This window comes from Priestia sp. YIM B13552 (assembly GCF_042787775.1).
In the GTDB taxonomy this organism is placed as follows: domain Bacteria; phylum Bacillota; class Bacilli; order Bacillales; family Bacillaceae_H; genus Priestia; species Priestia megaterium_E.
In genome coordinates, this window is sequence record NZ_JBHZOU010000007.1 from 1 (window position 1) to 25,682 (window position 25,682).

General features: G+C 39.4%; 23 protein-coding genes, 1 rRNA gene and 1 riboswitch. Of the genes, 21 read left to right on the plus strand and 3 right to left on the minus strand.

Annotated features, from left to right (window positions below; genetic code table 11):
- Window positions 1-138 precede the first annotated feature (138 nt).
- The 14 genes from rrf to purD all read left to right on the plus strand — a co-directional run bounded on the left by rrf (window position 139) and on the right by purD (window position 13,751).
- Window positions 139-254 (plus strand): 5S ribosomal RNA (gene rrf / locus ACFX40_RS22740).
- A gap of 167 nt (window positions 255-421) precedes the next feature.
- On the plus strand, window positions 422-622 hold the full coding sequence (locus ACFX40_RS22745; RefSeq protein WP_014461942.1) for an NETI motif-containing protein: 201 nt from the start codon (window positions 422-424) through the stop codon (window positions 620-622).
- Window positions 623-706: 84 nt separating this feature from the next.
- Window positions 707-808, plus strand: a riboswitch (purine riboswitch).
- 128 nt (window positions 809-936) lie between these two features.
- Window positions 937-1,425 (plus strand): 5-(carboxyamino)imidazole ribonucleotide mutase, encoded by a 489-nt coding sequence (gene purE, locus ACFX40_RS22750; RefSeq protein WP_013055034.1) that lies wholly within the window; start codon window positions 937-939, stop codon window positions 1,423-1,425.
- Window positions 1,418-2,563, plus strand: coding sequence for a 5-(carboxyamino)imidazole ribonucleotide synthase (gene purK / locus ACFX40_RS22755; RefSeq protein ID WP_028410201.1), 1,146 nt, complete (start codon window positions 1,418-1,420; stop codon window positions 2,561-2,563). The genes purE and purK overlap by 8 nt, the downstream gene beginning before the upstream one ends.
- Window positions 2,560-3,852: an adenylosuccinate lyase gene (gene purB, locus ACFX40_RS22760; protein WP_013055036.1), complete on the plus strand. Its 1,293-nt coding sequence runs from the start codon at window positions 2,560-2,562 to the stop codon at window positions 3,850-3,852. The genes purK and purB overlap by 4 nt, the downstream gene beginning before the upstream one ends.
- 74 nt (window positions 3,853-3,926) lie before the next feature.
- Entirely contained in the window at window positions 3,927-4,634 is a 708-nt protein-coding gene (purC, locus tag ACFX40_RS22765) for a phosphoribosylaminoimidazolesuccinocarboxamide synthase (RefSeq protein WP_013055037.1), read from the plus strand.
- A 7-nt stretch (window positions 4,635-4,641) separates the two neighbouring features.
- A complete protein-coding gene (gene purS / locus ACFX40_RS22770; RefSeq protein WP_013055038.1) occupies window positions 4,642-4,893 on the plus strand; it encodes a phosphoribosylformylglycinamidine synthase subunit PurS in 252 nt (83 codons plus the stop codon).
- On the plus strand, window positions 4,890-5,576 hold the full coding sequence (gene purQ / locus ACFX40_RS22775; RefSeq protein ID WP_013055039.1) for a phosphoribosylformylglycinamidine synthase subunit PurQ: 687 nt from the start codon (window positions 4,890-4,892) through the stop codon (window positions 5,574-5,576). The genes purS and purQ overlap by 4 nt, the downstream gene beginning before the upstream one ends.
- Entirely contained in the window at window positions 5,560-7,791 is a 2,232-nt protein-coding gene (gene purL, locus ACFX40_RS22780; RefSeq protein WP_028410200.1) for a phosphoribosylformylglycinamidine synthase subunit PurL, read from the plus strand. Before purQ ends, purL begins: the two co-directional genes overlap by 17 nt.
- Window positions 7,767-9,182, plus strand: coding sequence for an amidophosphoribosyltransferase (gene purF / locus ACFX40_RS22785; protein ID WP_013055041.1), 1,416 nt, complete (start codon window positions 7,767-7,769; stop codon window positions 9,180-9,182). Before purL ends, purF begins: the two co-directional genes overlap by 25 nt.
- Before the next feature lie 26 nt (window positions 9,183-9,208).
- A complete protein-coding gene (purM, locus tag ACFX40_RS22790; protein WP_013081441.1) occupies window positions 9,209-10,246 on the plus strand; it encodes a phosphoribosylformylglycinamidine cyclo-ligase in 1,038 nt (345 codons plus the stop codon).
- The gene (gene purN / locus ACFX40_RS22795; RefSeq protein WP_014461934.1) at window positions 10,243-10,821 is read left to right on the plus strand and encodes a phosphoribosylglycinamide formyltransferase; all 579 of its coding nucleotides are present in this window, start codon (window positions 10,243-10,245) and stop codon (window positions 10,819-10,821) included. Before purM ends, purN begins: the two co-directional genes overlap by 4 nt.
- Before the next feature lie 103 nt (window positions 10,822-10,924).
- Window positions 10,925-12,463, plus strand: coding sequence for a bifunctional phosphoribosylaminoimidazolecarboxamide formyltransferase/IMP cyclohydrolase (gene purH / locus ACFX40_RS22800; protein ID WP_013081443.1), 1,539 nt, complete (start codon window positions 10,925-10,927; stop codon window positions 12,461-12,463).
- A gap of 13 nt (window positions 12,464-12,476) precedes the next feature.
- Window positions 12,477-13,751 (plus strand): phosphoribosylamine--glycine ligase, encoded by a 1,275-nt coding sequence (gene purD, locus ACFX40_RS22805; protein ID WP_263036039.1) that lies wholly within the window; start codon window positions 12,477-12,479, stop codon window positions 13,749-13,751.
- Window positions 13,752-13,781: 30 nt separating this feature from the next.
- Here purD and ACFX40_RS22810 read toward each other — a convergent pair whose 3' ends face one another.
- Complete coding sequence (locus ACFX40_RS22810; RefSeq protein ID WP_016762773.1) at window positions 13,782-14,039, minus strand: YgaP family membrane protein; 258 nt, start codon at window positions 14,037-14,039, stop codon at window positions 13,782-13,784.
- Between the two features lie 102 nt (window positions 14,040-14,141).
- Between ACFX40_RS22810 and ACFX40_RS22815 the strand changes: the two genes are divergently transcribed.
- Together ACFX40_RS22815 and ACFX40_RS22820 are read left to right on the plus strand one after the other, a co-directional pair.
- A complete protein-coding gene (locus tag ACFX40_RS22815) occupies window positions 14,142-15,890 on the plus strand; it encodes an adenine deaminase C-terminal domain-containing protein (RefSeq protein ID WP_377256428.1) in 1,749 nt (582 codons plus the stop codon).
- Window positions 15,891-16,037: 147 nt separating this feature from the next.
- Window positions 16,038-16,343: a YerC/YecD family TrpR-related protein gene (locus ACFX40_RS22820; protein ID WP_013055048.1), complete on the plus strand. Its 306-nt coding sequence runs from the start codon at window positions 16,038-16,040 to the stop codon at window positions 16,341-16,343.
- A gap of 37 nt (window positions 16,344-16,380) precedes the next feature.
- Here ACFX40_RS22820 and ACFX40_RS22825 read toward each other — a convergent pair whose 3' ends face one another.
- Window positions 16,381-17,763: a glycine--tRNA ligase gene (locus ACFX40_RS22825; RefSeq protein WP_013055049.1), complete on the minus strand. Its 1,383-nt coding sequence runs from the start codon at window positions 17,761-17,763 to the stop codon at window positions 16,381-16,383.
- Between the two features lie 511 nt (window positions 17,764-18,274).
- Here ACFX40_RS22825 and pcrB point away from each other — a divergent pair.
- From pcrB to ACFX40_RS22845, 4 genes are read left to right on the plus strand one after another with little or no spacing between them, the layout of a single operon-like run.
- The gene (gene pcrB / locus ACFX40_RS22830; protein ID WP_016762776.1) at window positions 18,275-18,973 is read left to right on the plus strand and encodes a heptaprenylglyceryl phosphate synthase; all 699 of its coding nucleotides are present in this window, start codon (window positions 18,275-18,277) and stop codon (window positions 18,971-18,973) included.
- A 28-nt stretch (window positions 18,974-19,001) separates the two neighbouring features.
- Window positions 19,002-21,251 (plus strand): DNA helicase PcrA, encoded by a 2,250-nt coding sequence (pcrA, locus tag ACFX40_RS22835; RefSeq protein ID WP_013081449.1) that lies wholly within the window; start codon window positions 19,002-19,004, stop codon window positions 21,249-21,251.
- A gap of 20 nt (window positions 21,252-21,271) precedes the next feature.
- Window positions 21,272-23,278 (plus strand): NAD-dependent DNA ligase LigA, encoded by a 2,007-nt coding sequence (gene ligA, locus ACFX40_RS22840; protein ID WP_098334522.1) that lies wholly within the window; start codon window positions 21,272-21,274, stop codon window positions 23,276-23,278.
- 13 nt (window positions 23,279-23,291) lie between these two features.
- Window positions 23,292-24,485 (plus strand): CamS family sex pheromone protein, encoded by a 1,194-nt coding sequence (locus ACFX40_RS22845; protein WP_014461929.1) that lies wholly within the window; start codon window positions 23,292-23,294, stop codon window positions 24,483-24,485.
- A gap of 55 nt (window positions 24,486-24,540) precedes the next feature.
- On the opposite strand, the gene ACFX40_RS22850 is transcribed toward ACFX40_RS22845, so the two are convergent.
- Window positions 24,541-25,026, minus strand: coding sequence for a DUF3920 family protein (locus tag ACFX40_RS22850; RefSeq protein WP_098248761.1), 486 nt, complete (start codon window positions 25,024-25,026; stop codon window positions 24,541-24,543).
- A gap of 365 nt (window positions 25,027-25,391) precedes the next feature.
- On the opposite strand from ACFX40_RS22850, the gene gatC reads away from it, so the two are divergent.
- Window positions 25,392-25,682: an Asp-tRNA(Asn)/Glu-tRNA(Gln) amidotransferase subunit GatC gene (gene gatC / locus ACFX40_RS22855; protein WP_013055055.1), complete on the plus strand. Its 291-nt coding sequence runs from the start codon at window positions 25,392-25,394 to the stop codon at window positions 25,680-25,682.

Genomic DNA, 25,682 nt, shown 5'->3' on the forward strand with positions numbered 1-25,682 from the left:
CAGGTTGATAGGTCAGAGGTGGAAGCGTGGCGACATGTGTAGCTGACTGATACTAATCGATCGAGGACTTAACCAAACTTTAAAAGCGTAAGCTTTACTCAGCAAACTGTTATCTAGTTTTGAGAGAACAATCTCTTGTCTGGTGGCGATAGCGAAGAGGTCACACCCGTTCCCATACCGAACACGGAAGTTAAGCTCTTTAGCGCCAATGGTAGTTGGGACTTTGTCCCTGTGAGAGTAGGACGTTGCCAGGCCAATAAAAAGACTAGTCATTCAATGACTAGTCTTTTTTTGTTTCTAAAAATTACAGCGTGAATTTAACTTTTAAATTATGTTACACTATAGTGGATTCATTTAATTTTTTATTATAAAAGTTCTTTTTGACGTTGTAAGAAACTTCTTTCAAACTGGAGGCTGCATTTTGGGTAAGAAATCAAAAAAAGTACTATACGAATTACAGGAAAATGAAACAATCGCAAGTTGTTTAGATCGGATGAAAAAAGATGGGTATATGCCCGTTCGACGCATGGAAAAGCCTATCTTTGAAGAAAAAGAAATAAATGGTAAAAAAGAGTATGTTCCGGTAAAGCAACAGATTGTTTTCGAAGGGAAAAGTCTCTAAATACGAACATTTTAATGATAAAAATAGTAAACATTCGATTTTTGGGTTGACTTTTTTCTGGTTTGGCTGTTATTATTAAGTTGTCAATTGAGATATCCGAAACCTCATATAATAGTGGGAATATGGCCCACGAGTTTCTACCCGATGACCGTAAATCATTGGACTATGAGGAGAGTACAATTACTAAATAGGTAAACATGATTCCTTTTCAAAAGGAATGTTGATACATGAAACCTAGGGTAGTTGTGGCTTTCCTTTAGTGAGCCATAACGTACCCTAGGTTTTTTTATAACGTGAAAAAGGAGCTTTTATTCATGAATGTAAAAGTTGCTGTTGTAATGGGCAGTCAGTCAGACTGGAGCACTATGAAATATGCGTGTGACATTTTAGATGAATTAAATATTGAATATGAAAAGAAAGTTGTATCAGCACATCGAACGCCGGATTATATGTTTGAGTACGCTGAAACTGCTAAAGAACGAGGGATTAAAGTTATTATTGCTGGCGCTGGTGGCGCTGCTCACTTACCTGGTATGATTGCTGCAAAAACAATTTTACCTGTAATAGGTGTACCGGTTAAATCAAGTAACTTAAACGGTTTAGATTCACTTTTATCGATTGTTCAAATGCCGGGCGGCGTACCGGTAGCTACAGTAGCTATTGGAAAAGCTGGTTCTACGAACGCAGGCCTGCTAGCAGCACAAATCTTAGCAACACAGGATCCAACGTTAAGTGATCAACTTGAAAATCGTAGAGAGTCTATTAAATCATCCGTGTTAGAAAGTAGTGATCAACTTGTCTAATTTACTTATACCTCCTGGTAAAACAATTGGAATCGTAGGCGGTGGACAGCTAGGAAGAATGATTGCACTATCTGCTAAAGAAATGGGTTATTACATTGCAGTGCTTGAACCAACAGAAGATTCTCCTTGCGGTCAAGTAGCAGATATTAAAGTCATTGGCAACTATGATGATAGAAAAGCGGTTGAACAGCTTGCTGAAGTGTCAGATGTCATCACCTATGAATTTGAAAACGTTGATGTTGAGATGATGAAATGGCTAGAAACAAAATGCTACGTGCCACAAGGCAGTCATTTACTAGCCGTTACACAAAATCGTCGTTTAGAAAAAGAAATGATTACAAAGCTTAATCTAGACGTTCCTGATTACGCAATCGTTACGACTGAAGAAGAACTTTTAAAAGCTGTCGAAACAATTGGTTATCCATGTGTCGTAAAAACTTGCCGAGGCGGATATGACGGTAAAGGGCAAGTTCTAGTGAAAAATGAGAATAATATTCGTGAAGCAGCTGAGCTATTATCACAGTCGGAATGCATTGTAGAACAGTGGATGAACTTAGATAAAGAAGTATCAGTTATTGTACACCGCAATGCAAAAGGCGAAACGGTATGTTTACCAGTAGCTGAGAACATTCATAAGCATCATATTTTGCACCAAACGATTGTTCCGGCACGTATTACAGCAGATCAAGAAGCGAAAGCTCTTCAATATGCGCAAGAAATAGCAAAAGGATTAGATTTAGTTGGTACATTAGCAGTTGAGATGTTCCTAACTGAAGAAGGTCAGCTTTATATAAATGAAATGGCACCTAGACCTCATAATTCAGGTCATTATTCAATCAATGCTTGTGATCTTTCTCAATTTCAGCAGCATGTAAGAGCCATTTGTAACTGGACCCTAGCACAGCCGACTTTATTAAAACCTGCTGTTATGGTTAACCTATTAGGGGAACATATTGAGAACACAATGGCAAAAATCGAATGTTTAGATGATATGCACTTGCATTTGTACGGAAAAAAAGTTGCAAAAGAGAAGAGAAAAATGGGACATATCACGGTATTAGCTGATAAGATAGATGAGGCGATAGAAAAAGCCGAATCTCTAGGAATTTGGGAAAGAACGGAGGAAGTAACAACATGATTGAACGTTATACAAGACCAGAAATGGCAGCTATTTGGACAGAAGAAAATAAATTTAAAGCTTGGTTAGAAGTTGAAATTCTAGCTTGCGAAGCATGGTCAGAATTAGGACATATTCCGAAAGAAGATGTGAAGTTAATTCGTCAAAATGCATCTTTTGATATTAACCGCATCAATGAAATTGAATTAGAAACGCGTCATGACGTAGTAGCTTTCACTCGTGCAGTATCTGAAACGCTTGGTGAAGAGCGCAAGTGGGTACACTACGGTTTGACTTCAACTGACGTAGTTGATACAGCTCTATCTTATTTATTAAAGCAAGCTAATGAAATCTTGCTAAGTGACGTAGAGCGCTTTGTAGAAGTACTAAAGGAAAAAGCTCAAGAACATAAGTATACGGTTATGATGGGACGTACGCACGGTGTACACGCTGAGCCAACGACATTTGGTTTGAAAATGGGATTATGGTACGAAGAAATGAAGCGTAACCTAGAGCGTTTAAAACGTGCTGCAGCTGAAGTGGAATTCGGTAAAATGTCAGGAGCAGTTGGAACGTTCGCTAACATCGATCCTTTCGTTGAAAAATACGTATGTGAGAAGTTAGGAATTTCACCAGCACCAATCTCTACGCAAACATTACAGCGTGACCGTCATGCACACTATATGTCAGTACTAGCGTTAATTGCGACATCTATTGAGAAATTTGCAGTAGAAGTTCGCGGTCTTCAAAAGAGTGAAACACGTGAGGTTGAAGAGTACTTTGCAAAAGGTCAAAAAGGATCATCTGCAATGCCTCATAAACGTAATCCAATCGGTTCTGAGAACGTAACGGGACTTGCTCGCTTAATTCGTGGCTATATGGTTACAGCTTATGATAATGTACCGCTTTGGCATGAGCGTGACATCTCTCATTCATCAGCAGAGCGTGTCATCTTACCTGATGCAACGATTGCTTTAAATTACATGTTAAATCGTTTTGCAAACATTGTTAAAAACTTAACAGTATTCCCTGACAATATGAAGCGCAACATGGATCGTACACTAGGATTAATTTACTCACAGCGTGTACTGTTAACACTAATCAATAAAGGCATGGTACGCGAAGAAGCATACGACTTAGTACAGCCAAAAGCAATGGAAGCATGGGAAACGCAAGTTCCTTTCCGTTCTTTAATTGAAGGCGAAGAGCGCATTACTCGCCACTTATCACCAGAAGAGATTGAAGATTGCTTCGATCATAAGCACCATTTAAAAAATGTAGATATGATCTTTGAACGTTTAGGTCTTTAATAAAAAAGGCAAGGCACGTCCTTGCCTTTATCTAAGAAAGTGTATCTGAATATTCTGTATGTAGAGGTGACAGCATGGAAAAGCAAGAGTTACTTTATGAAGGAAAAGCGAAAAAAATTTACGCTACTGATGAGCAAGATGTATTGTGGGTTGCTTATAAAAATGAAGCTACAGCATTCAACGGTCAGAAAAAAGCGGAGATTAGCGGAAAAGCACAGTTGAACAATCAAATTAGTAGTTTACTATTTTCAATGTTACATGAGCAAGGGATTACAACTCACTTTGTGAAGCAGCTTTCAGATCATGAACAAGCGGTTAAGAAAGTAGAAATTGTCCCGCTTGAAGTTGTTGTACGAAATGCTACAGCAGGAAGCCTTGCGAAGCGAATTGGCGTAGAAGAAGGTATTCGTTTTGAACAGCCAATCGTTGAACTTTATTACAAAGACGATGCGCTTGGTGATCCATTAATTCTTGCAGAACATGCGATTTTCCTTAAGGCTGCAACTCAAGAAGAGATTGATAGTTTAAAGGCACAAGCACTTCAAATCAACGAAATATTATCGAAATTTTTCAAAGATAAAGATATTTTCTTAGTAGATTTTAAATTAGAATTCGGCCGTACTTCTCAAGGCGACATTATTTTAGCGGATGAAATTTCACCTGACACTTGCCGCTTCTGGGATGTTCATACGAACGAAAAATTAGATAAAGATGTATTCCGCAGAGATTTAGGCGGTTTAACAGAAGCGTACGAAAAAATCTTACAGCGAATCGGAGGATAACCCAACCATGTATAAAGTAAAAGTATTTGTCACATTAAGAGAAAGTGTATTAGACCCTCAAGGAGTAGCCGTTAAAAATTCATTGCACCGTATGTCTTATGAAGAAGTAGAAGAAGTACGCATCGGTAAATTTTTAGAGCTAACAATCGACAGCACAGATTCATTAGATGAACGCGTAAAAGAAATGTGTGAAAAGCTTTTAGTTAATACAGTAATTGAAGATTACCGTTACGAGGTTGAGGAGGTTGTCGTACAGTGAAATTTGCTGTAATTGTTTTTCCAGGATCAAACTGTGACGTCGATATGTATCATGCTATCAAAGATGAGCTTGGTGAAGAAGTAGATTACGTTTGGCACGATACAGAATCATTAGATCAATATGATGGTATCTTGCTTCCAGGTGGTTTCTCATATGGAGATTACCTTCGTTCAGGTGCTATCGCTCGTTTCTCAAATGTAATGGACGCTGTAAAAAAAGCAGCAAGCCAAGGAAAGCCAGTACTAGGTGTATGTAATGGATTCCAAATTTTATTAGAAGCAGGATTACTGCCAGGTGCTATGCGCCGTAATGAAAACTTAAAATTCATCTGTAAAACAGTGAATTTGAAAGTAGCTAATAACGAAACAATGTTTACAAATGCTTATGGCAAAGATGAAGTAATTGCTATTCCAGTGGCACACGGTGAAGGCAACTACTATTGTGATGAACACACGTTACAAAAATTGATTGAAAACAACCAGATTCTTTTCCAATACGCAGGTGATAATCCAAACGGAAGTCTTCAAGATATTGCAGGGATTACGAACGAAACAGGCAACGTATTAGGAATGATGCCTCACCCAGAAAGAGCGGTAAGCGATCTTTTAGGAAGCGCGGACGGACTTAAATTATTTCAATCAATCGTAAAGCAGTGGAGGGAACAAAATGTCGTTACTTCTTGAACCAAATGTAGAGCAAATTAAAGAACAAAAGTTATATCGAGACATGGGATTAACAGACGAAGAGTTTGCGAATGTAGAGCAGCTGCTTGGTCGTACTCCTAATTATACAGAAACAGGCTTATTCTCTGTTATGTGGTCAGAGCACTGCAGTTATAAAAACTCTAAGCCTGTACTGAAAAAATTCCCTATCACGGGTGAAAAAGTATTACAAGGTCCTGGTGAAGGAGCTGGTATCGTTGATATTGGTGACAACCAAGCCGTTGTATTTAAAATCGAAAGTCATAACCATCCATCAGCGATTGAACCTTATCAAGGAGCAGCAACTGGTGTAGGTGGTATCATTCGTGACGTCTTTTCAATGGGAGCAAGACCGATTGCACTTTTAAACTCTTTGCGTTTTGGTGAATTAACATCTCCAAAGGTTCGTCATTTGTTTGAGGAAGTAGTAGCGGGAATCGCAGGTTATGGTAACTGTGTAGGAATCCCAACAGTAGGCGGAGAAATTCAGTTTGAAGCTTCATATGAAGGAAATCCGCTTGTTAACGCTATGTGTGTGGGTTTAATTAATCACGAAGACATTCAAAAAGGTCAAGCTAAAGGCGTTGGCAACACGGTTATGTACGTAGGAGCAAAAACAGGCCGCGACGGCATCCACGGCGCAACATTTGCTTCTGAAGAACTATCTGATCAGTCAGATGAAAAACGTCCTGCTGTACAAGTAGGAGATCCATTTATGGAAAAACTTCTTCTTGAAGCTTGCTTAGAACTTATCAAGTGTGACGCTTTAGTCGGTATTCAAGATATGGGTGCTGCGGGCTTAACAAGTTCTTCAGCAGAGATGGCAAGTAAAGCGGGTTCTGGTATTGAAATGAACCTTGATCTTGTACCTCAGCGTGAAACAGGTATGACACCATATGAAATGATGCTTTCAGAATCTCAAGAGCGCATGCTTATCGTTGTTGAAAAAGGCCGTGAAAATGAAATCGTAGAAATCGTAGAAAAATATGGATTAGAAGCTGTTTCAGTTGGTCACGTAACCGACGATAAGCGCCTTCGTTTAACTCACAACGGAGAAGTAGTAGCAGATGTTCCTGTAGATGCATTAGCAGAAGATGCACCGGTATACCACAAGCCATCTCAAGAACCAGCATACTATCGTGAGTTCCAAGAGCAGTCAGCATATGCTCCTACTGTTGAAAATCACAGTGATATGTTAGTAACACTTTTAAAACAGCCTACTATTGCAAACAAAGAGTGGGTTTACAACCAATATGACTATCAAGTACGTACAAACACAGTTGTATCTCCTGGATCTGATGCGGCGGTTGTTCGTGTACGTGATACAAATAAAGCATTAGCGATGACAACAGACTGCAACTCTCGCTATTTATACCTAGACCCAGAAGTAGGCGGCCGTATTGCAGTAGCAGAAGCTGCTCGTAACCTTGTATGTTCAGGTGCCCAGCCTCTTGCAATTACAGACTGCTTAAACTTCGGTAACCCTGAAAAACCAGAAATCTTCTGGCAAATTGAAAAAGCAACAGACGGTATGAGTGACGCTTGCCGTGAGCTATCGACTCCGGTTATCGGCGGTAACGTATCTCTTTACAATGAAACAAAAGGTGAAGCAATTTACCCAACTCCTGTTATCGGAATGGTTGGTTTGATCGACGATCTCAACCATATTACAACTCAATATGCGAAGCAAAAAGATGACTTAATCTATGTGATTGGTAAAGCTGAAGCAGAATTCGCAGGTACTGAGCTTCAAAAAGTACTAGAAAACGGTACGGTATTTGGGCATTCACCTAAATTAGATTTAGCAGTTGAAAAAACACGTCAAGATCAGCTTCTTCAAGCAATTCGTGAAGGCGCAGTTCAATCTGCTCACGATATTGCAGAAGGAGGATTCGCGGTAGCACTAGCTGAAAAAGTGATGAACGGCAGCGGATTAGGTGTGGACGTAACGGTAGACGGCGAAGCAACAGCAGAGCTATTCAGTGAAACACAATCGCGTTTTATCGTAACGGTTTCTCCAGAGAATAAAGAAAAATTCGAAATGCTTGTACAAGATGTAACATTAGTAGGACGCGTAACAGAAGACGCAACATTAACTGTTAAACATCAAGAAAATGTTCTTGTTCAATTATCAGTTGAAGAATTAACTACTGCTTGGAAAGGAGCGCTTCCATGCTTGCTGAAATCAAAGGCTTAAACGAAGAATGTGGCGTATTCGGTGTATGGGGACATGAAAATGCAAGCCAGATTGCTTATTACGGTTTGCATAGCTTGCAGCACCGCGGACAAGAAGGCGCTGGTATTGCTGTAACAGACGGAGAAAAAGTGACAGTAATGAAAGGTGTCGGTCTTGTTAACGAAGTATTTGGCCACGGAGAGTTAGAGCAACTAAACGGTAAAGCAGCAATTGGACACGTTCGTTATGCAACAGCTGGAGGCGGAGGGTTTGAAAATGTTCAACCCCTTCACTTCCGCTCTCATAGCGGAAGCCTTGCGTTAGCTCATAATGGAAACTTGGTTAATGCAAATGCATTAAAGCATCAGCTGGAAAACCAAGGGAGTATTTTTCAATCAACATCGGATACAGAAGTACTTGCTCATTTAATTAAACGAAGCGGCTATGAAGATATGAAAGATAAAGTAAAAAATGCTTTATCAATGGTTAAAGGCGCATACGCATTCGTTATCTTAACAGAAGATACGATGATGGTTGCACTTGACCCTCACGGATTGCGTCCGTTATCAATTGGACGATTAGGTGATGCTTATGTAGTAGCTTCTGAAACATGTGCGTTCGATATCGTTGGAGCAGTTCATGAGCGTGATGTAGAGCCGGGTGAATTACTTATTATTAACGATGAAGGTATTCAATCAGAACGTTTCACATTAAATGTAAACCGTGCAATTTGCAGTATGGAATATATTTATTTCTCAAGACCAGATAGCAATATTGATGGAATCAATGTTCACTCTGCTCGTAAAAACCTTGGGAAACAACTTGCAGTTGAGTCACCGATTGAGGCAGACGTTGTAACAGGCGTTCCCGATTCAAGTATTTCAGCAGCGATCGGTTTTGCAGAACAGTCAGGAATTCCATACGAATTAGGTTTAATTAAGAATCGATACGTAGGCCGTACATTCATTCAGCCTTCACAAGAATTGCGTGAACAAGGTGTAAAAATGAAGCTGTCTCCTGTACGTAAAATTGTAGAGGGTAAACGTGTTGTCATGGTAGATGATTCTATCGTTCGCGGCACAACAAGCCGTCGCATTGTTCGTATGCTTCGAGAAGCAGGAGCAACTGAAGTACATGTACGCATCAGTTCACCCCCTATCAAAAATCCATGTTTTTATGGAATTGACACGTCGTCATCCTCTGAGCTAATTGCTGCTACACGCTCTGTTGAAGAAATTCGTGAATTGATTGAAGCTGATTCACTTGTTTTCTTAAGCAACGAAGGGTTAGTAGATGCAATCGGCAGACAGTATGAAGGCAACGGCGGACAGTGTATGGCATGTTTCACTGGAAAGTATCCAACTGAAATTTATCCAGATACTGTACACCCTCATGAAAAGGTAACTTGTTAGTTTTAACGTAAAAAAGGAGTGACAACATGTCATATTCATATAAACAAGCTGGAGTTGACTTAGAAGCAGGATATGAAGCTGTTTCACGTATTAAAAAGCACGTAGAACGCACTGCTCGTGCAGGTATTATGGGAACAGTCGGCGGCTTTGGCGGAATGTTCGATTTATCTACATTGAATTTAAAAGAGCCTGTTCTTGTTTCTGGTACAGATGGAGTAGGAACAAAATTGAAACTTGCTTTTCAAATGGATAAGCATGACACAATCGGTGTGGATGCAGTGGCCATGTGTGTAAACGACGTTTTAGCACAAGGAGCAGAGCCACTTTACTTCTTAGATTATATTGCTTGCGGGAAAGCAGTTCCTGAAAAAATTGAATCGATTGTAAAAGGAATTGCAGACGGCTGTGAACAATCTAACTGTGCGTTAATTGGCGGAGAAACAGCTGAAATGCCAGGTTTATACGAAGAAGATGAATATGATCTTGCAGGGTTTACAGTAGGAGCAGTAGAAAAGTCAGAAATTATTACTGGAGATGAGATTAAAGCTGGACAGCTGTTGATCGGTATTTCATCTAGCGGTATTCACAGCAACGGCTACTCTCTTGTACGTAAAATCGTTGATGATCAAGGATTAAATCTTCAAGAAACTTACGCTGGTTTTAACGAAAAGCTTGGAGTTGAGTTATTAACGCCAACAAAAATATACGTGAAGCCGGTCCTAAAAGCATTACATGCAGCTAAGATTGCAGGTATGGCTCATATTACTGGAGGCGGGTTTGTTGAAAATATACCTCGTATGCTTCCTGAAGGTTTAGGTGTAGAAATCGATTACGGTTCTTGGCCAATTCCATACGTGTTTGATTTCCTTGAAGAGCAAGGCAAGCTAGACCGTAAAGAAATGTTCGAAGTATTCAACATGGGAATCGGATTTGTTTTAGCTGTTGAACCTGAAGATATGAATAAAGTCATTGAAGCAATTGAAAACGAAGGCGAAAAAGCATTTGTTATCGGACGTGTAAAAGAAGGAACAGGTGTTGAATTTGCTGGAGGGACGTTTGCATGATAAATATTGCAGTGTTTGCTTCTGGAAACGGCAGTAACTTTCAATCCATCTACGAAGCAACTCAGTCAGGTCGATTAAAAGCAAATATTGCGCTTGTTGTTTGCAATAAACCCGATGCATACGTAATTGAACGAGCAAAAGCATGTGGAATACCATGCTTTGTTTGTTCGCCTAAAAACTATGAAAATAAAGAAGCGTATGAAGCAGCAATTCTTGCAGAGCTTACATCAGCTAAAGTAGAATTTCTTGTTTTAGCAGGATATATGCGATTAGTTGGTTCGACGTTGCTTAAGCCATACAAAAATCGTATTGTTAATATTCATCCGTCGCTTTTACCTGCATTTCCTGGGATTGATGCTATTGGTCAAGCTTTTGATGCAGGAGTAAAAGTGATTGGAATTACCGTGCATTTTGTAGATGAAGGAATGGATACAGGACCAATTATTGATCAGCAGGCTATTCGCATTGAAAAAGGCGATACAAGAGAAACCGTTGAGGCCCGCATTCATGAAATTGAACATCAATTTTATCCCGCGGTACTAAATGAATTATTTGAACAAGCCGCAGTTAAATAAATAGGATGTAACCTTGTCAAAAAAGTTTTAATCCTTTACTATGGTAGAGTAGTAGTGAAAGAAAGATTTTAAATGAGAGATCGGATCAGGAGGAGTTTACAAAATGACAGCAAAACGCGCACTTATTAGCGTATCTGATAAAGAAGGTATTGTTTCATTTGCACAAGAATTAAAGGACTTAGGAGTAGAAATTATTTCAACTGGCGGTACAAAACGTACGCTAGAAGAAAACGGCATTGACGTTATCGGAATTTCTGAAGTAACTGATTTTCCAGAAATTTTAGACGGTCGTTTAAAAACATTGCATCCTAACGTTCACGGTGCTTTATTAGCGTTACGCGATAATGAAGAGCATCAAGCACAAATGAAAGAGCATAATATCTCGCCAATCGACTTTGTAGTTGTAAACTTATATCCATTTAAAAAGACAATTGAAAAAGAGGATGTAACGCTTGCTGAAGCGATTGAGAATATTGACATCGGTGGACCTACAATGCTTCGTTCAGCTGCGAAAAACTATCGTTCTGTCTCAGTTGTAGTAGATCCAAGCGATTACGCAACCGTAGTAGAAGAGTTAAAAGCTGATGGCAATGTTTCATTTGAAACTAATCAACGATTAGCAGCAAAAGTATTCCGTCACACGGCAGCTTATGATGCATTAATCGCTGAATACTTAACAAACATTACAGGTGAAACAACTCCTGAGAAATTAACAGTAACGTATGAGCGTGTTCAAGGCTTACGATACGGAGAAAATCCGCACCAACAAGCTTCTTTCTATAAAAAGCCGTTAACACAAAAAGGTTCTATTGCAACAGCTACGCAGCTCCATGGAAAAGAGTTATCATACAATAATATCAACGATGCAAATGCAGCTCTTCAAATCGTAAAAGAATTCAAAGAGCCGGCTATCGTAGCGATCAAACATATGAATCCTTGCGGTGTAGGTGTGGGTGAAACAATTGCTCAAGCTTATCAAAAAGCATACGAAGCAGATCCTACATCTATCTTTGGCGGTATCGTAGCAGCTAACCGTCCTATCGACCGTGAAACGGCTATTCAGTTAAAAGAAATTTTCTTAGAAATCATCATTGCTCCTGCGTTCGATCAAGAAGCATTAGATGTATTAACAGCTAAGAAAAACCTTCGTTTACTAACGATCGAACTTGATGAAAAGGCAGAAAAAGAAGCTTTCTTAACATCTGTAAAAGGCGGCGTGCTTGTTCAGGATGAAGATGTATTCGGATTTGATGATGCAACGATTACTGTTCCAACGAAACGTGAGCCAACAGAAAAAGAGTGGGCAGATTTAAAATTAGCATGGAAAGTTGTTAAAAATGTTAAGTCTAATGCTATTGTACTTGCAAAAGATGACATGACAATTGGCGTAGGAGCGGGTCAAATGAATCGCGTAGGCGCTGCAAAAATTGCGATTGAACAAGCTGGTGAAAAAGCACAAGGTTCAGCTTTAGGTTCAGATGCGTTCTTCCCAATGGGGGATACAGTAGAAGCAGCAGCTAAAGCAGGAATCACAGCTATTATTCAGCCAGGCGGATCAATTCGTGATGAAGAGTCAATTGCAAAAGCAGATGAATACGGCATTGCAATGGTATTTACAGGCGTAAGACATTTTAAACATTAATGAGGTGAAGAACGTGAATGTTTTAGTTATTGGAAAAGGCGGAAGAGAGCATACAATTGCATGGAAAGCTTCAAAAAGTCCACTTGTTAACGAAGTGTTTGTAGCACCAGGAAATCCGGGCATGAGAGATGTGGCAACGATTGTACCAATCGATGAAAGCAGCCAAGAAGAACTTGTGCTATTTGCAAAAGAAAACAAGATTGGATTAACAATTGTTGGACCAGAAAATCCGCTAATTGAAGGCATTGTTGATCGATTTGAACAAGAAGGTCTTCCAGTCTTTGGACCGCGCAAACAAGCAGCGATGATTGAAGGAAGCAAAAGCTTTGCAAAAGAGCTCATGAAAAAGTATGATATTCCAACCGCAGCGTATGAAACATTTACGTCTTACGAGGAAGCAAAAGCATATGTGGAAAAGCAAGGCGCTCCAATTGTTATTAAAGCAGACGGCTTAGCGGCTGGTAAAGGTGTAACTGTTGCTTTAACAGTGGAAGAAGCTGTAGATACATTACGTGATTTTCTAGTTGACCAAAAATTTAAAGAAGCAAGTGCAAAAGTAGTTGTAGAAGAATTTTTGGATGGTGAAGAATTTTCATTAATGGCATTTGTACGCGGTACAAATGTATATCCAATGGTAATTGCACAAGATCATAAGCGTGCTTTTGACGGCGATCAAGGTCCAAACACAGGAGGCATGGGGGCTTACTCTCCTGTTCCACAAATCAGTGATGCAGAAGTACAAGAGGCTGTAGAAAACATCTTACTTCCAATGGCTAAAGGATTAGCTGAAGAAGGATGTGAGTATACAGGAATTCTATATGCTGGTCTGATTCAAACACAAAAAGGACCAAAAGTTATCGAATTTAATGCGCGTTTTGGAGATCCTGAAACACAGGTCGTACTGCCGCGTATGAAAAGCGATTTAGTCGACGTGCTTCTTCGCATTTTGAAAGAAGAAAAAGTAGAAATTGAATGGGATGATGAAGCGGCTATCGGAATCGTATTAGCAGCAGCAGGCTACCCAGAAGATTATCAAAAGGGTGCGCCAATTAACGGTTTGGATGCGGTTAGTGAAGACGCGCTTGTTTTCCACGCTGGTACAGCTTTAGAAAACGACACATACGTTTCAAACGGCGGCCGTGTTCTATTAGTAGGTGCTAAAGGAGCAACTCTTCAAGAAGCGCAGCAAGAAGTATACAAGCAAATGGCTCATATCGATGTAGAAAAAGGCTTTTTCTATCGCAAAGACATCGGTCATCGTGCATTAACAAAAGCAGCTTTAAAATAAAAAAGGAGAGCCCAGGCTCTCCTTTTTACCTTATGAAGGATTATACGTTTCTTCATTTCCATTTGGATGGTGTTCATGTTCATCATGTTTTTGACATGAATCATATGCGTACGTAAGGGGGCAAAAACGCGTGATGCCTTCTGCAACTTTTAAAGCTCCCATTAACCCTAAGAAGATGTATGAATCTTTGTACGGTCTGCGAGATAAACGAGATGTTGTCCAAGAAAGAAGGGTAAAGCCCAGTGTAAGTCGAATTAATGCGTTAACAATACCGATATTTGGTTTCATGTTTTATCACCTTTATTCATAAAATTAATAACAGTTTCTGAATGCGTTTACATCACGGATGTGTTACGATAAAAATACATAGTAAATTAGGGGGAATTTAGCATGCCGGAACAAAGATACCGCTGGAAAAGCAAACATATTAGACAGCAGCTCTTAGTATTAAACGGTCAAAAAGCACCAACTATTGTCTTAAAAGATGCAACATATTTGAACGCTCGAATGAAGCAGTGGAAAAAAGCACATATTTGGGTTTACCAAGATCGTATTGTATACGTTGGCTCAGAGATGCCTAAGCACACAGACGCTTCTACAGAGATTATAGACTGCAGTGATAAATATGTGGTTCCTGGGTATATTGAGCCGCATGTTCACCCGTTTCAGTTATATAATCCCCAGACTTTTTCCAAATATGCAGCCAAGCATGGAACAACGACTTTATTTAATGATAATTTAATTCTCGCTTTACAGCTTGAACAAAAAACGGCATTTTCATTGATTGAAGAAATGAAAACGTTACCACAATCGCTGTACTGGTGGTGCAGATTTGATTCCCAGACGGAAATTGATGAAGAGGCTGACATCTTCTCACACACGAACATTACTTCTTGGCTACAAAATGAAGCTGTCTTACAAGGAGGCGAACTGACAAGTTGGCCGAAGCTTTTAGACGGAGATGATTTAATGCTTCACTGGGTTCAAGAGACAAAAAGGATGAGAAAGCACATTGAAGGACATTTCCCGGGGGCATCAGCATTTACCTTGGCAAAAATGAAATTGCTCGGAGCAGACAGCGATCATGAGTCTATGACGGGGGAAGATGTTGTTGCTCGGTTAACACAAGGTTATGACGTTGCTTTACGCCACTCTTCAATTCGGCCGGATTTGCCAAAATTGCTTCAGGAGTTAAAAGAGCTGCAGGTAGATTATTTTGACCATATTACGATGAATACAGACGGTTCTCCGCCTTCTTTTTACCAAAATGGCGTGTCAGATATGTTAATTACATTAGCTATTTCAGAAGGGGTTCCCCTGTTAGATGCTTATAATATGGTGTCTGTAAATATTGCTCGCTATTATAACATGGAACATTTGCACGGGCATGTAGCAACAGGCTGTGTGGCTAATATTAATATTTTAGAAGATCCTATGCGGCCTACTCCAGTCTCTGTGCTAGCAAAAGGAAAGTGGATGAAAAAAGAAGGCAAAGAACAAGCATTAGCCTCAGCAGAATTTCCTTGGGAAAAGTTTGGTTTTTCCCCGTTAAAGTTGGACTTTGATTTAACGATGGACGATTTTCAATTTTCAATGCCAGTAGGCGTAAAAATGAAAAATGCTGTTATTATGGAGCCGTATTCAATTCACTTGAATGTGAGCGGAGATGTATTAGCCTCTGATCATGATGAAAGTTTTTTAGTGCTGGTGGACCGAGAAGGCAAGTGGCGGATCAATACCCTGTTAAAAGGATTTGCGACAAATGTATCGGGACTGGCGAGTTCATTTTCAAATACAGGTGATTTTATTTTAATTGGAAAATCGAAAAAAGATATGATGTGTGCATTTAAACGTATGAAAGAAATTGGAGGGGGTATTGTCATTACCGAAGATGAGAAAGTAGTATACGAACTGGATCTTCCGTTAAAAGGAGTCATGTCGAATCTGCCGATGGAGGAATTAAGTAAACGAGAGGTAGAACTCAAGAAAGTGCTGTGTGAGCGAGGATACAAACACGATGATCCTGTCTATTCACTGCTGTTCTTTTCGTCTACACATTTGCCTTATATTCGTATCACGCCAGTAGGAATTTATGATGTTATGAATAAAAAAGTACTTTTTCCGTCTATAATGCGTTAAAATATAAAAGTATCAAAGGAATTTGAAATTTGTATGAAATTGGCTGTCTTCATACAGAATGAATGTATGTGCAAACAAATATAGAAACTGTATTTTATAGATAGAAACAACCAGTAAAGAAAGCCAATGATAAAGGAGTTCGATACGATGCAAATCAACAAACTACGAGGAAAAGAATTAGATCAGCTATTTCAAGCGATTTTATCATTAGAAAACATTGAAGAATGCTATCAATTTTTTGATGACCTATGTACAGTTAATGAAATTCAATCATTAGCACAGCGCTTAGAAGTGGCAAGAATGCTGAGAGAAGGCAACACGTACCATAAAATTGAGACGGAAACTGGAGCAAGCACAGCGACTATTTCCCGTGTTAAACGCTGCTTGAATTATGGAAGCGATGCGTATCAAATGGTGTTAGAACGCCTTCAAGAAGATTCAAATCAAAAGTAAAGCGTATGGCTGAAGCAGCCATACGCTTATTTTTTAATTAAAACTGAGTTGCTTCTTCAATGATATTTTTAAGGTCGCTAATTGCTACACGTTTTTGTTCCATTGTGTCGCGGTTACGGATTGTTACTTGATTGTCTTCTAATGAATCGAAGTCGAATGTAATACAGAACGGCGTACCGATTTCATCATGGCGACGGTAACGTTTACCGATTGAACCAGCATCATCATAGTCAATCATAAAGTATTTTGCTAAATCTTCAAAGACAGCGCGAGCTTCATTAGAAAGCTTTTTAGAAAGTGGTAATACAGCAGCTTTAAATGGTGCTAAAGCAGGGTGAAGCTGCATAACTGTACGAGAAGATCCATCTTCTAACGTTTCTTCTTCATATGCATCAATCATATAAGCTAATGTTACACGGTCAGCACCTAAAGAAGGCTCGATGCAGTAAGGTACATAGCGTTCGTTTGTTTCTTGATCAACATATTGGAAGTCTTCTCCAGAGTGTTCCATGTGCTGTTTTAAGTCATAGTCTGTACGAGAAGCTACGCCCCATAGTTCGCCCCAGCCGAATGGGAACTTGTATTCAAAGTCTGTTGTTGCATTACTGTAGTGAGAAAGTTCATCATCATCATGGTCGCGAAGACGAACGTTTTCTTCTTTCATACCAAGAGAAAGAAGCCATTTGTTACATGTTTCTTTCCAGTAGTTAAACCACTCTAATTCAGTGCCTGGTTTACAGAAGAATTCAAGTTCCATTTGTTCAAATTCACGCGTACGGAATGTGAAGTTACCAGGTGTAATTTCGTTACGGAAGCTTTTACCCACTTGGCCGATACCGAACGGAAGCTTTTTACGCATTGAGCGCTGAACGTTTTTAAAGTTTACGAAAATACCTTGAGCTGTTTCAGGACGAAGGTAAATTTCATTTGTTGATGTTTCAGTAACACCTTGGTGCGTTTTGAACATTAAGTTAAATTGACGAATTTCAGTGAAGTTAGCTGAACCACACTCAGGACATGTAATTTCATGTTCTTTAATTAAGTCAGCCATTGCATCGAATGAAAGGCCGTCTACGATCATTTCAATGCCTTTTTCTTGAAGTTTTTCTTCAATTAATTTATCGGCACGATGACGGGCTTTACAATCCTTACAGTCGATCATTGGGTCATTAAAGTTTCCTAAGTGACCAGAAGCTTCCCATGTTTTTGGATTCATTAAAATCGCAGCGTCTAAACCAACGTTGTATGGAGATTCTTGAATGAATTTTTTCCACCATGCTTTTTTAATATTGTTTTTTAATTCTACGCCAAGCGGGCCGTAATCCCATGTATTTGCAAGACCGCCGTAAATTTCAGATCCTTGAAATACAAAGCCGCGGTGTTTAGCGTGAGATACGATTTGATCCATTGTTTTTGACATTCTAATTCCTCCTGTAAATGGTAGTGATTCAAGCGAAACAAAAAGAGCGGGTACAAAAAAACTCTCGTCCCTGGGCATATCAACAATATGCCCAGGGACGAGAGTTTTTCCCGCGGTTCCACCCTGGTTGATACAAAATGTATCCACCTTCGTCTGTATATACTCCAGATTGCCTTTTCCTTAAACCATTCTCTAGGCTCCCACCGTCCCTAGTTCGCTTTGTGAAGAGGATTTAAGTACTATTGATCCTTCAGCGTATATCATATGAATTTTAGTAGCTATATATTAGCATATCCTATGCAGAGAAACAATAACCTTGTGCAAAATGGGCTTTTTTTGTGATGTTTTCTTCCGGATTTGAGGGTGAAACCATATCTTTTGTACATATTTTTTGAAAACAAAAAACGTGATGAAAAGTTCGGTTTTCCTTTCATTTCACCCTCTTAGTTTTGTTATAATGAACAAATGGACGAGCGCGAACTTTTAAGTGTAAAGAAATGGAGGAACATATATGTATGATATTAAAGAGTGGAGACATGTCTTTAAATTAGATCCTAATAAAGAGATTTCAGATGCAGATTTGGAGAAAATTTGCGAATCCGGCACGGATGCGGTTCTTGTCGGAGGATCTGATGGAGTGACTCTAGACAATGTACTGCAGCTGTTAATGCGTATTCGCCGCTACACGGTGCCGTGTGCGCTTGAAGTATCAACAATTGACTCTGTAACACCTGGGTTTGATTCTTATTTTATTCCGACCGTTTTAAACAGCAAGGATCCAAAGTGGATTGTTGATTTACATCACGCGGCGATGAAGGAATACGGAGAGATCATGGACTGGGATGAAATTTTTGTAGAAGGATACTGCGTACTTAACCCCGAAGCAAAAGTAGCTGCGCTAACGGAAGCGAAAACAGATTTGGATGCAGAAGACGTTGTAGCGTATGCTCGTATGGCTGAACGCATGTTTCATTTGCCCGTTTTCTATCTAGAATACAGCGGAACGTATGGAGATCCTGAATTAGTGGCAGAAGTGAAAAATTCGCTAAATGAGACGAAGTTATTTTACGGCGGAGGTATTGAGACAAAAGAGCAAGCGAGTGAGATGGGAGAGCTAGCCGATACGGTTATTGTAGGAAATGTTATTTATACAAATTTATCGGAAGCGTTAAAAACTGTAAAAGCAGTAAAAAAGAATATTGCACAGTGAAAAATAAATAAAGTAGAATAGAGAATATATGTTCGATATAGGCGGTGAAAACGTGAATTTTTTAAGTGAAAAATTATTAACAGGATTAAACCCTCAGCAACAAGAGGCAGTTAAAACAACAGACGGACCACTATTACTTATGGCCGGTGCAGGAAGTGGAAAAACACGTGTATTAACGCATCGAATTGCGTTTTTAATGGCAGAAAAAGAAGTTGCACCTTGGAATATTTTAGCCATTACTTTTACAAACAAAGCAGCTCGTGAAATGAGAGAGCGTGTTTCAAATATCGTTGGCGGAGTGGCAGAAGATATCTGGATTTCAACGTTCCACTCGATGTGCGTGCGTATTTTACGAAGAGATATTGATCGTATTGGCTTTAATCGTAACTTTACGATTTTAGATTCAACGGATCAGCTGTCCGTTATTAAAAATATTTTAAAAGATCAAAACATCGATCCGAAAAAATTCGATCCGCGCTCGTTATTAGGAAGCATTAGTTCAGCTAAAAATGAACTGAAAGTAGCGGAAGAATTTGATAAAACAGCAGCGGGACCGTATGAAGAAGTTGTAAGCAAAGTCTACAAAGAGTATGAAAAGCGTTTAAAGAAAAACCAAGCGCTTGATTTTGATGATTTGATTATGACAACGATTCAGCTATTTAAACGAGTTCCTGAAGTGTTAACTTACTATCAGCGCAAGTTTCAATATATTCATGTGGACGAGTATCAAGATACAAACCATGCACAGTATATGCTGGTTCGCTTGCTAGCTGCAAGATTTGAAAATGTATGCGTAGTAGGGGATTCAGATCAGTCTATTTACCGCTGGCGCGGGGCTGATATTACAAATATCTTGTCATTTGAAAAAGATTACCCAAAAGCGAAAACCATTTTGCTTGAACAAAATTATCGTTCAACTAAAACGATTTTGGCTGCGGCAAACGGCGTCATTGCAAACAATATGAATCGTAAAGTGAAAAACTTATGGACGGAAAACGATGAAGGCCAGAAGATTTACCATTACCAAGCAATGAGTGAGCATGATGAGGCACAGTTTGTAGCACGTAAAATTAAAGAAGCAGTAGACAGCGGAAAGCGTAAATACAGTGATTTTGCCATTTTGTATCGTACAAATGCACAGTCTCGTGTGATGGAGGAAGTGCTGTTAAAATCCAATATTAATTATACAATTGTCGGCGGCATTAAGTTCTACGACCGCAAAGAGATTAAAGATTTACTTGCGTACTTGCGCTTAATTGCCAACCAAGATGATGACATTAGCTTAGCTCGTATTGTGAACGTTCCAAAGCGCGGAGTTGGAGCTACTTCAGTCGATAAAGTGGCCAATTACGGAAACGTTCATGACATTTCGATTTTCAAAGCACTGGATGAAGTAGAATTAATGGGGTTAACAGGCAAAGCAACAAAAGCCCTTCGTGATTTCCAATCGATGATTTCGAACTTAGCTCAAATGCAAGACTATATGTCTGTTACAGAGCTTGTGGAACAAGTATTAGAAAGAACAGGATACCGTGAAGCGCTTAAAGTGGAAAAAACAATTGAAGCACAAAGCCGCTTAGAGAATATTGATGAGTTTTTATCTGTCACAAAAACGTTTGAAGAAGCAAGTGAAGATAAAAGCTTAGTAGCATTTTTAACCGATTTAGCACTTGTTGCTGATATCGATAAGCTTGACGACGAGGAAGAAGAAGAGAACGAACAAGTGATTCTGATGACGCTTCACTCGGCAAAAGGTCTAGAGTTCCCGGTTGTTTTTCTAATGGGTATGGAAGAAGGCGTATTCCCTCATAGCCGATCATTATTCGAAGATAATGAAATGGAAGAGGAACGACGCTTAGCCTATGTAGGCATTACGCGTGCTGAACAAGAATTATATTTATTAAATGCTCAAATGCGCACACTATTTGGTAAAACAAACGTTAATCCAAAATCGCGCTTCATTGGAGAAATCCCAAGCGAGCTTGTGGAATCTTTAAATGAAGCAATGCGCAAACCTGCTGCTGGTCGTTCAGGGGCTTCAGCTTCGCCGTTTGCAGCGCGCCGACAAGCGGCCGTGGCAAAAACGAAGCTTGTGTCAACAGGCAGTGAATCAATTGGATGGAGCGTTGGAGACAAGGCCGAGCATAAAAAATGGGGAATTGGTACAGTTGTAAGTGTAAAAGGAGAAGGAGATTCAAAAGAATTAGACATTGCTTTTCCTAGTCCTACAGGTGTAAAAAGACTGCTTGCTAAATTTGCCCCGGTTACGAAAGTGTAATCGTGAAAAGGAGCTAGAATATGGAGTTTGAGACAGCTAAATCACGCGTTCAAGAATTACGCGACTTATTAAATCAATATGGCTATGAATATTATGTGTTAGATCAACCATCTGTTCCAGATGCAGAATACGATAAATTAATGAATGAGTTAATTGAGATAGAAGAATCATTTCCAGAATTAAAAACAGCTGACTCACCTACTCAGCGCATCGGCGGCCAAGTGCTCGATGCGTTTGAGAAGGTTCAGCATCAAACGTCTATGCTAAGTTTGGGAAATGCATTTAATGAAGAAGACCTTCGGGATTTTGATCGCCGAGTGCGCCAAGCCGTTGGAGATGAGTTTTCTTATGTATGCGAACTTAAAATTGACGGCCTTGCTGTATCTCTTCGCTATGAAGATGGATACTTAGTGCTGGGAGCTACGCGCGGAGACGGTACAACTGGTGAAAATATTACTGAAAACTTAAAAACAATTCGCTCTATTCCACTGCGAATTAAAGAACCGTTATCAATGGAAGTTCGCGGAGAAGCATTTATGCCGAGAAAATCATTCGAAGCACTTAATGAAGCAAAAATGGAAAGGGATGAAGTTCCGTTTGCTAACCCGCGTAACGCAGCTGCAGGCTCACTGCGTCAGTTAGATCCTAAAATTGCGGCAAAACGTAATTTAGATATCTTTGTATATGCCATGACTGATACGGGAGAATTAGAAATCGACTCTCACAGCGAAAGTTTGAATTTACTTGATGAGCTTGGGTTTAAAACAAATAAAGAAAGACAGACGTGTGAAACCATTGATGATGTGATTGCTTACATCGAAAGCTGGCAAACGCAACGTCCAGAACTATCTTATGATATTGATGGCATTGTTGTAAAAGTAGATTCATTTGATCAGCAGGCTGAGCTTGGAACAACGGCCAAAAGTCCACGCTGGGCTATTGCTTATAAGTTTCCTGCTGAAGAAGTCGTAACCAAGCTTGTAAATATTGAGCTGACGGTAGGCCGTACAGGTGTCATTACGCCAACAGCTATTTTGGAGCCTGTTCAAGTAGCAGGTACGACGGTACAGCGTGCGTCTCTTCACAATGAAGATTTGATTCGCGAAAAAGACATTCGCATCGGAGATTATGTCGTAGTGAAAAAAGCAGGAGATATTATTCCTGAGGTAGTGAATGTGATTGAAGAGAAGCGAACGGGAGAAGAGCAAGAGTTTACGATGCCTACTCACTGTCCGGAATGTGAAAGTGAACTGGTGCGTTTAGAAGGAGAAGTTGCGCTTCGCTGCATTAATCCAAGCTGTCCTGCTCAAATTCGTGAAGGACTTATTCATTTCGTGTCCCGCAATGCGATGAACATTGATGGACTTGGTGAAAAAGTTATATCGCAATTATTTCGCGAACAGTTAATTAAAGACGTAGCGGATATTTATACGCTGACAAAACAGCAGTTAATCGAGCTTGAGCGCATGGGTGAGAAATCTGCTGATAATTTGATTGCAGCCATCGAAACATCGAAAGAAAATTCGCTTGAGCGTTTGCTTTTTGGTTTGGGTATTCGCCATGTCGGAGCAAAAGCTGCAAAGACGTTGGCTCAGCACTTTGAAACCATAGACAAGTTAACAAAAGCAACGTATGATGAATTAGTGGCAATTAATGAAATTGGTGCCAAAATGGCTGATGCTATTGTCGCTTATTTTACACAAGAAGAGGTTCAAGAACTTATACATGAATTAAAAGAGTATGGAGTAAACCTTACATACAAAGGACCCAAGCTTGTAAGTGTAGAAAATGTAGATTCTGTTTTTGCTGGTAAAACCGTTGTATTAACAGGTAAGCTTGAACAGCTATCTCGCAATGAGGCAAAAGCACAAATTGAAGCACTTGGCGGTAAAGTCACAGGAAGCGTAAGTAAAAAGACAGACCTTGTTGTGGCAGGGGAAGAGGCTGGTTCCAAACTGATAAAAGCTAACGAGCTTGAAATTGAAGTATGGGATGAGGCAAGGCTACTTACGGAATTAAATAAATAAGAGGTGTGTGTAGTTGAAAAAGATATTGTTACTTTCTCTTGCGGTCATGCTTGTAACTTCAGCGTGTGCACCGAATCTTTCGGACGATAAAGAGACTGTTCAACAAACCAACAACAAGAAAGAAAAAGCAGTTATTCCGAAGTATAGTATTTCAGATGATTATTACCGAACAATTCTTCCATTTAAAGCGGGAGTGGCAAGAGGCTTAGTAGCAGCAAACTTAAACAACCGCTTGGATGCGCAAGAATTTGAAACAGGCTTAATGCGCTTATCGACAGATAGCTATTCTCCGAAAAAATATGTGTATCAAGAAGGCCAGTATCTTGATAAAGATACTATTCGCTCATGGTTAAGCCGTAAGCTGAGTGATAAACAGTTTAAAGATCTTCAAAGCAAAACAAAAGATGATACGGCGAAAAAGAAGCTTAAAAACAATGGATTAAACCCAATTGATACAGAAAAAGGCGATTTGAAAACTCGTAATGAAACAAGTCCAATGTACTTAGCAAACATTACTGAGCAAGACTACCTTATTCAAGACGGAGACGACAAGGTAAAACTTGGAGGCGTCACAATTGGCCTGGCGATGAATTCCGTTCATTATTATACAGAAGAAAATGGCTATGCCCGTGAAGTGAAGCTTACAAATAAAGAGATTGAAGCCCAAGGAAAGCAAATGGCAGATGAGATTGTTAAGCGTATGCGCAACATCAAAGGCTTAGAAAATGTGCCAGTTCGAGTAGCATTATTCAAACAAAGTGCTAAGTCCTCTTTAACACCGGGTAACTTTATAGCTGTCGGAAATGCAGGTTCAAATGATACGGCCGTTGGCAGCTGGGATAATTTAGACGAGCAATATTATTTATTCCCATCATCAGATGCAACAAAAGATCACCGAGATGATGCGATGAAATTTGATGAGTTTAAAGCGCAAATCGAAGACTACTTCCCGAACTTTACAAGCGTAGTAGGGAAAGGGTATTACAAAGATGGACAGCTTCAAAAAATGACGATTGATATTCCCGTACAATTTTACGGAAAAGGTGAAATTGTAGGATTTACTCAGTACGTTGCTGGTTTAATGCTTGACCATTTCCCTTCATATATGGAAACGAGTATCTCTATTAACTCAGTAAGCGGACCGGAAGCTCTCATTGTTAGAAAAGCAGATGAAGACAAGCCGTTCGTTCATATTTACGAAGAGTAAGCAAAAACAGACACTGCTTGAGCAGTGTCTGTTTTTAATTCTATGAAATTGCCTCCTATGAAGAAATGGCGTGAGAATTTTGTTTCGTAAACTTAGCAAGATAATAAGCAGCAAATGCAAATGCATCTTGTTCGGTTGTCCGCTCTTCATACGGGCGCTTTTTATCTAGCTCAAATTCTTTCTGATAATAAGGGATGTGATCTTGAATATAGTGGCGCAGCTCGTGAAAGATCGTTTCAATGAGCGGAAGATAGTCATCAAATTTAAAAATAAATATAATGCCTACTTCTCGCCAGTAAACGCCTGATGCAAACTGCAGGTACTCTGTTTCTTCTTCTCCAAGGGCAGAGACAATTTTATTGGCTTCGCACGAATCACAAAAAATGATAGGAATATGAAAGGCTTTATTTAAACAAGCAAAAACATCTTTTTGCAAGGTGGACAAATCCCACTTGAATTCTTCATCTAATACAAACCATCTTCCGCTTTGCTGATACACAGGGCGCTGGTGGATGACTGACTGTATAAGTATTTTATTCAATTTTTATAGCACCTCTTTTACGGTAAAGTAGTTATTCGTTTTCTTTACTTTCCCAAAGACTAGTGAAATTAAAACATAGTGGTGTGTTCATCTAAAGCATGTTTCTCTTTCTATCTATCTTTTCTAAAAAGAAGGTTATTTTATACCTATGCAAGAGAGAAATATTTTATGACGAAGGAAAAGTATGGAATGTTGTTTGAATGAAATAGATTTGGTATAAAATAGAAGTGATAAATGTAAGCCCTGTCTTGTCTGGCGGGGTTTTTAATATTTTAGGAACTAGTCTCAGAAATGTTGCCTGTTGCTAGTGAAGTTTGGTATTATCAGTATATTGTAGTGGGACGAATATTCGGAGGTGAAGGAACATGTCAAGAATTTCTGTTGATCAAGTAAAGCACGTTGCAAACTTAGCGAGACTTGCGGTGACGGATGACGAAGCAGAACTATTTACAAAACAATTAGATGCTATTATTACATATGCAGAACAATTAGATGAGTTAGATACTACAAATGTAAAACCAACTTCTCACGTATTGGATATGAAAAACGTAATGCGTGAAGATAAGCCAGCTAAAGGTTTACCAATTGAAGACGTAGTAAAAAATGCGCCAGACCACAAGGATGGCTACATTCGAGTACCAACTATTTTAGAATAA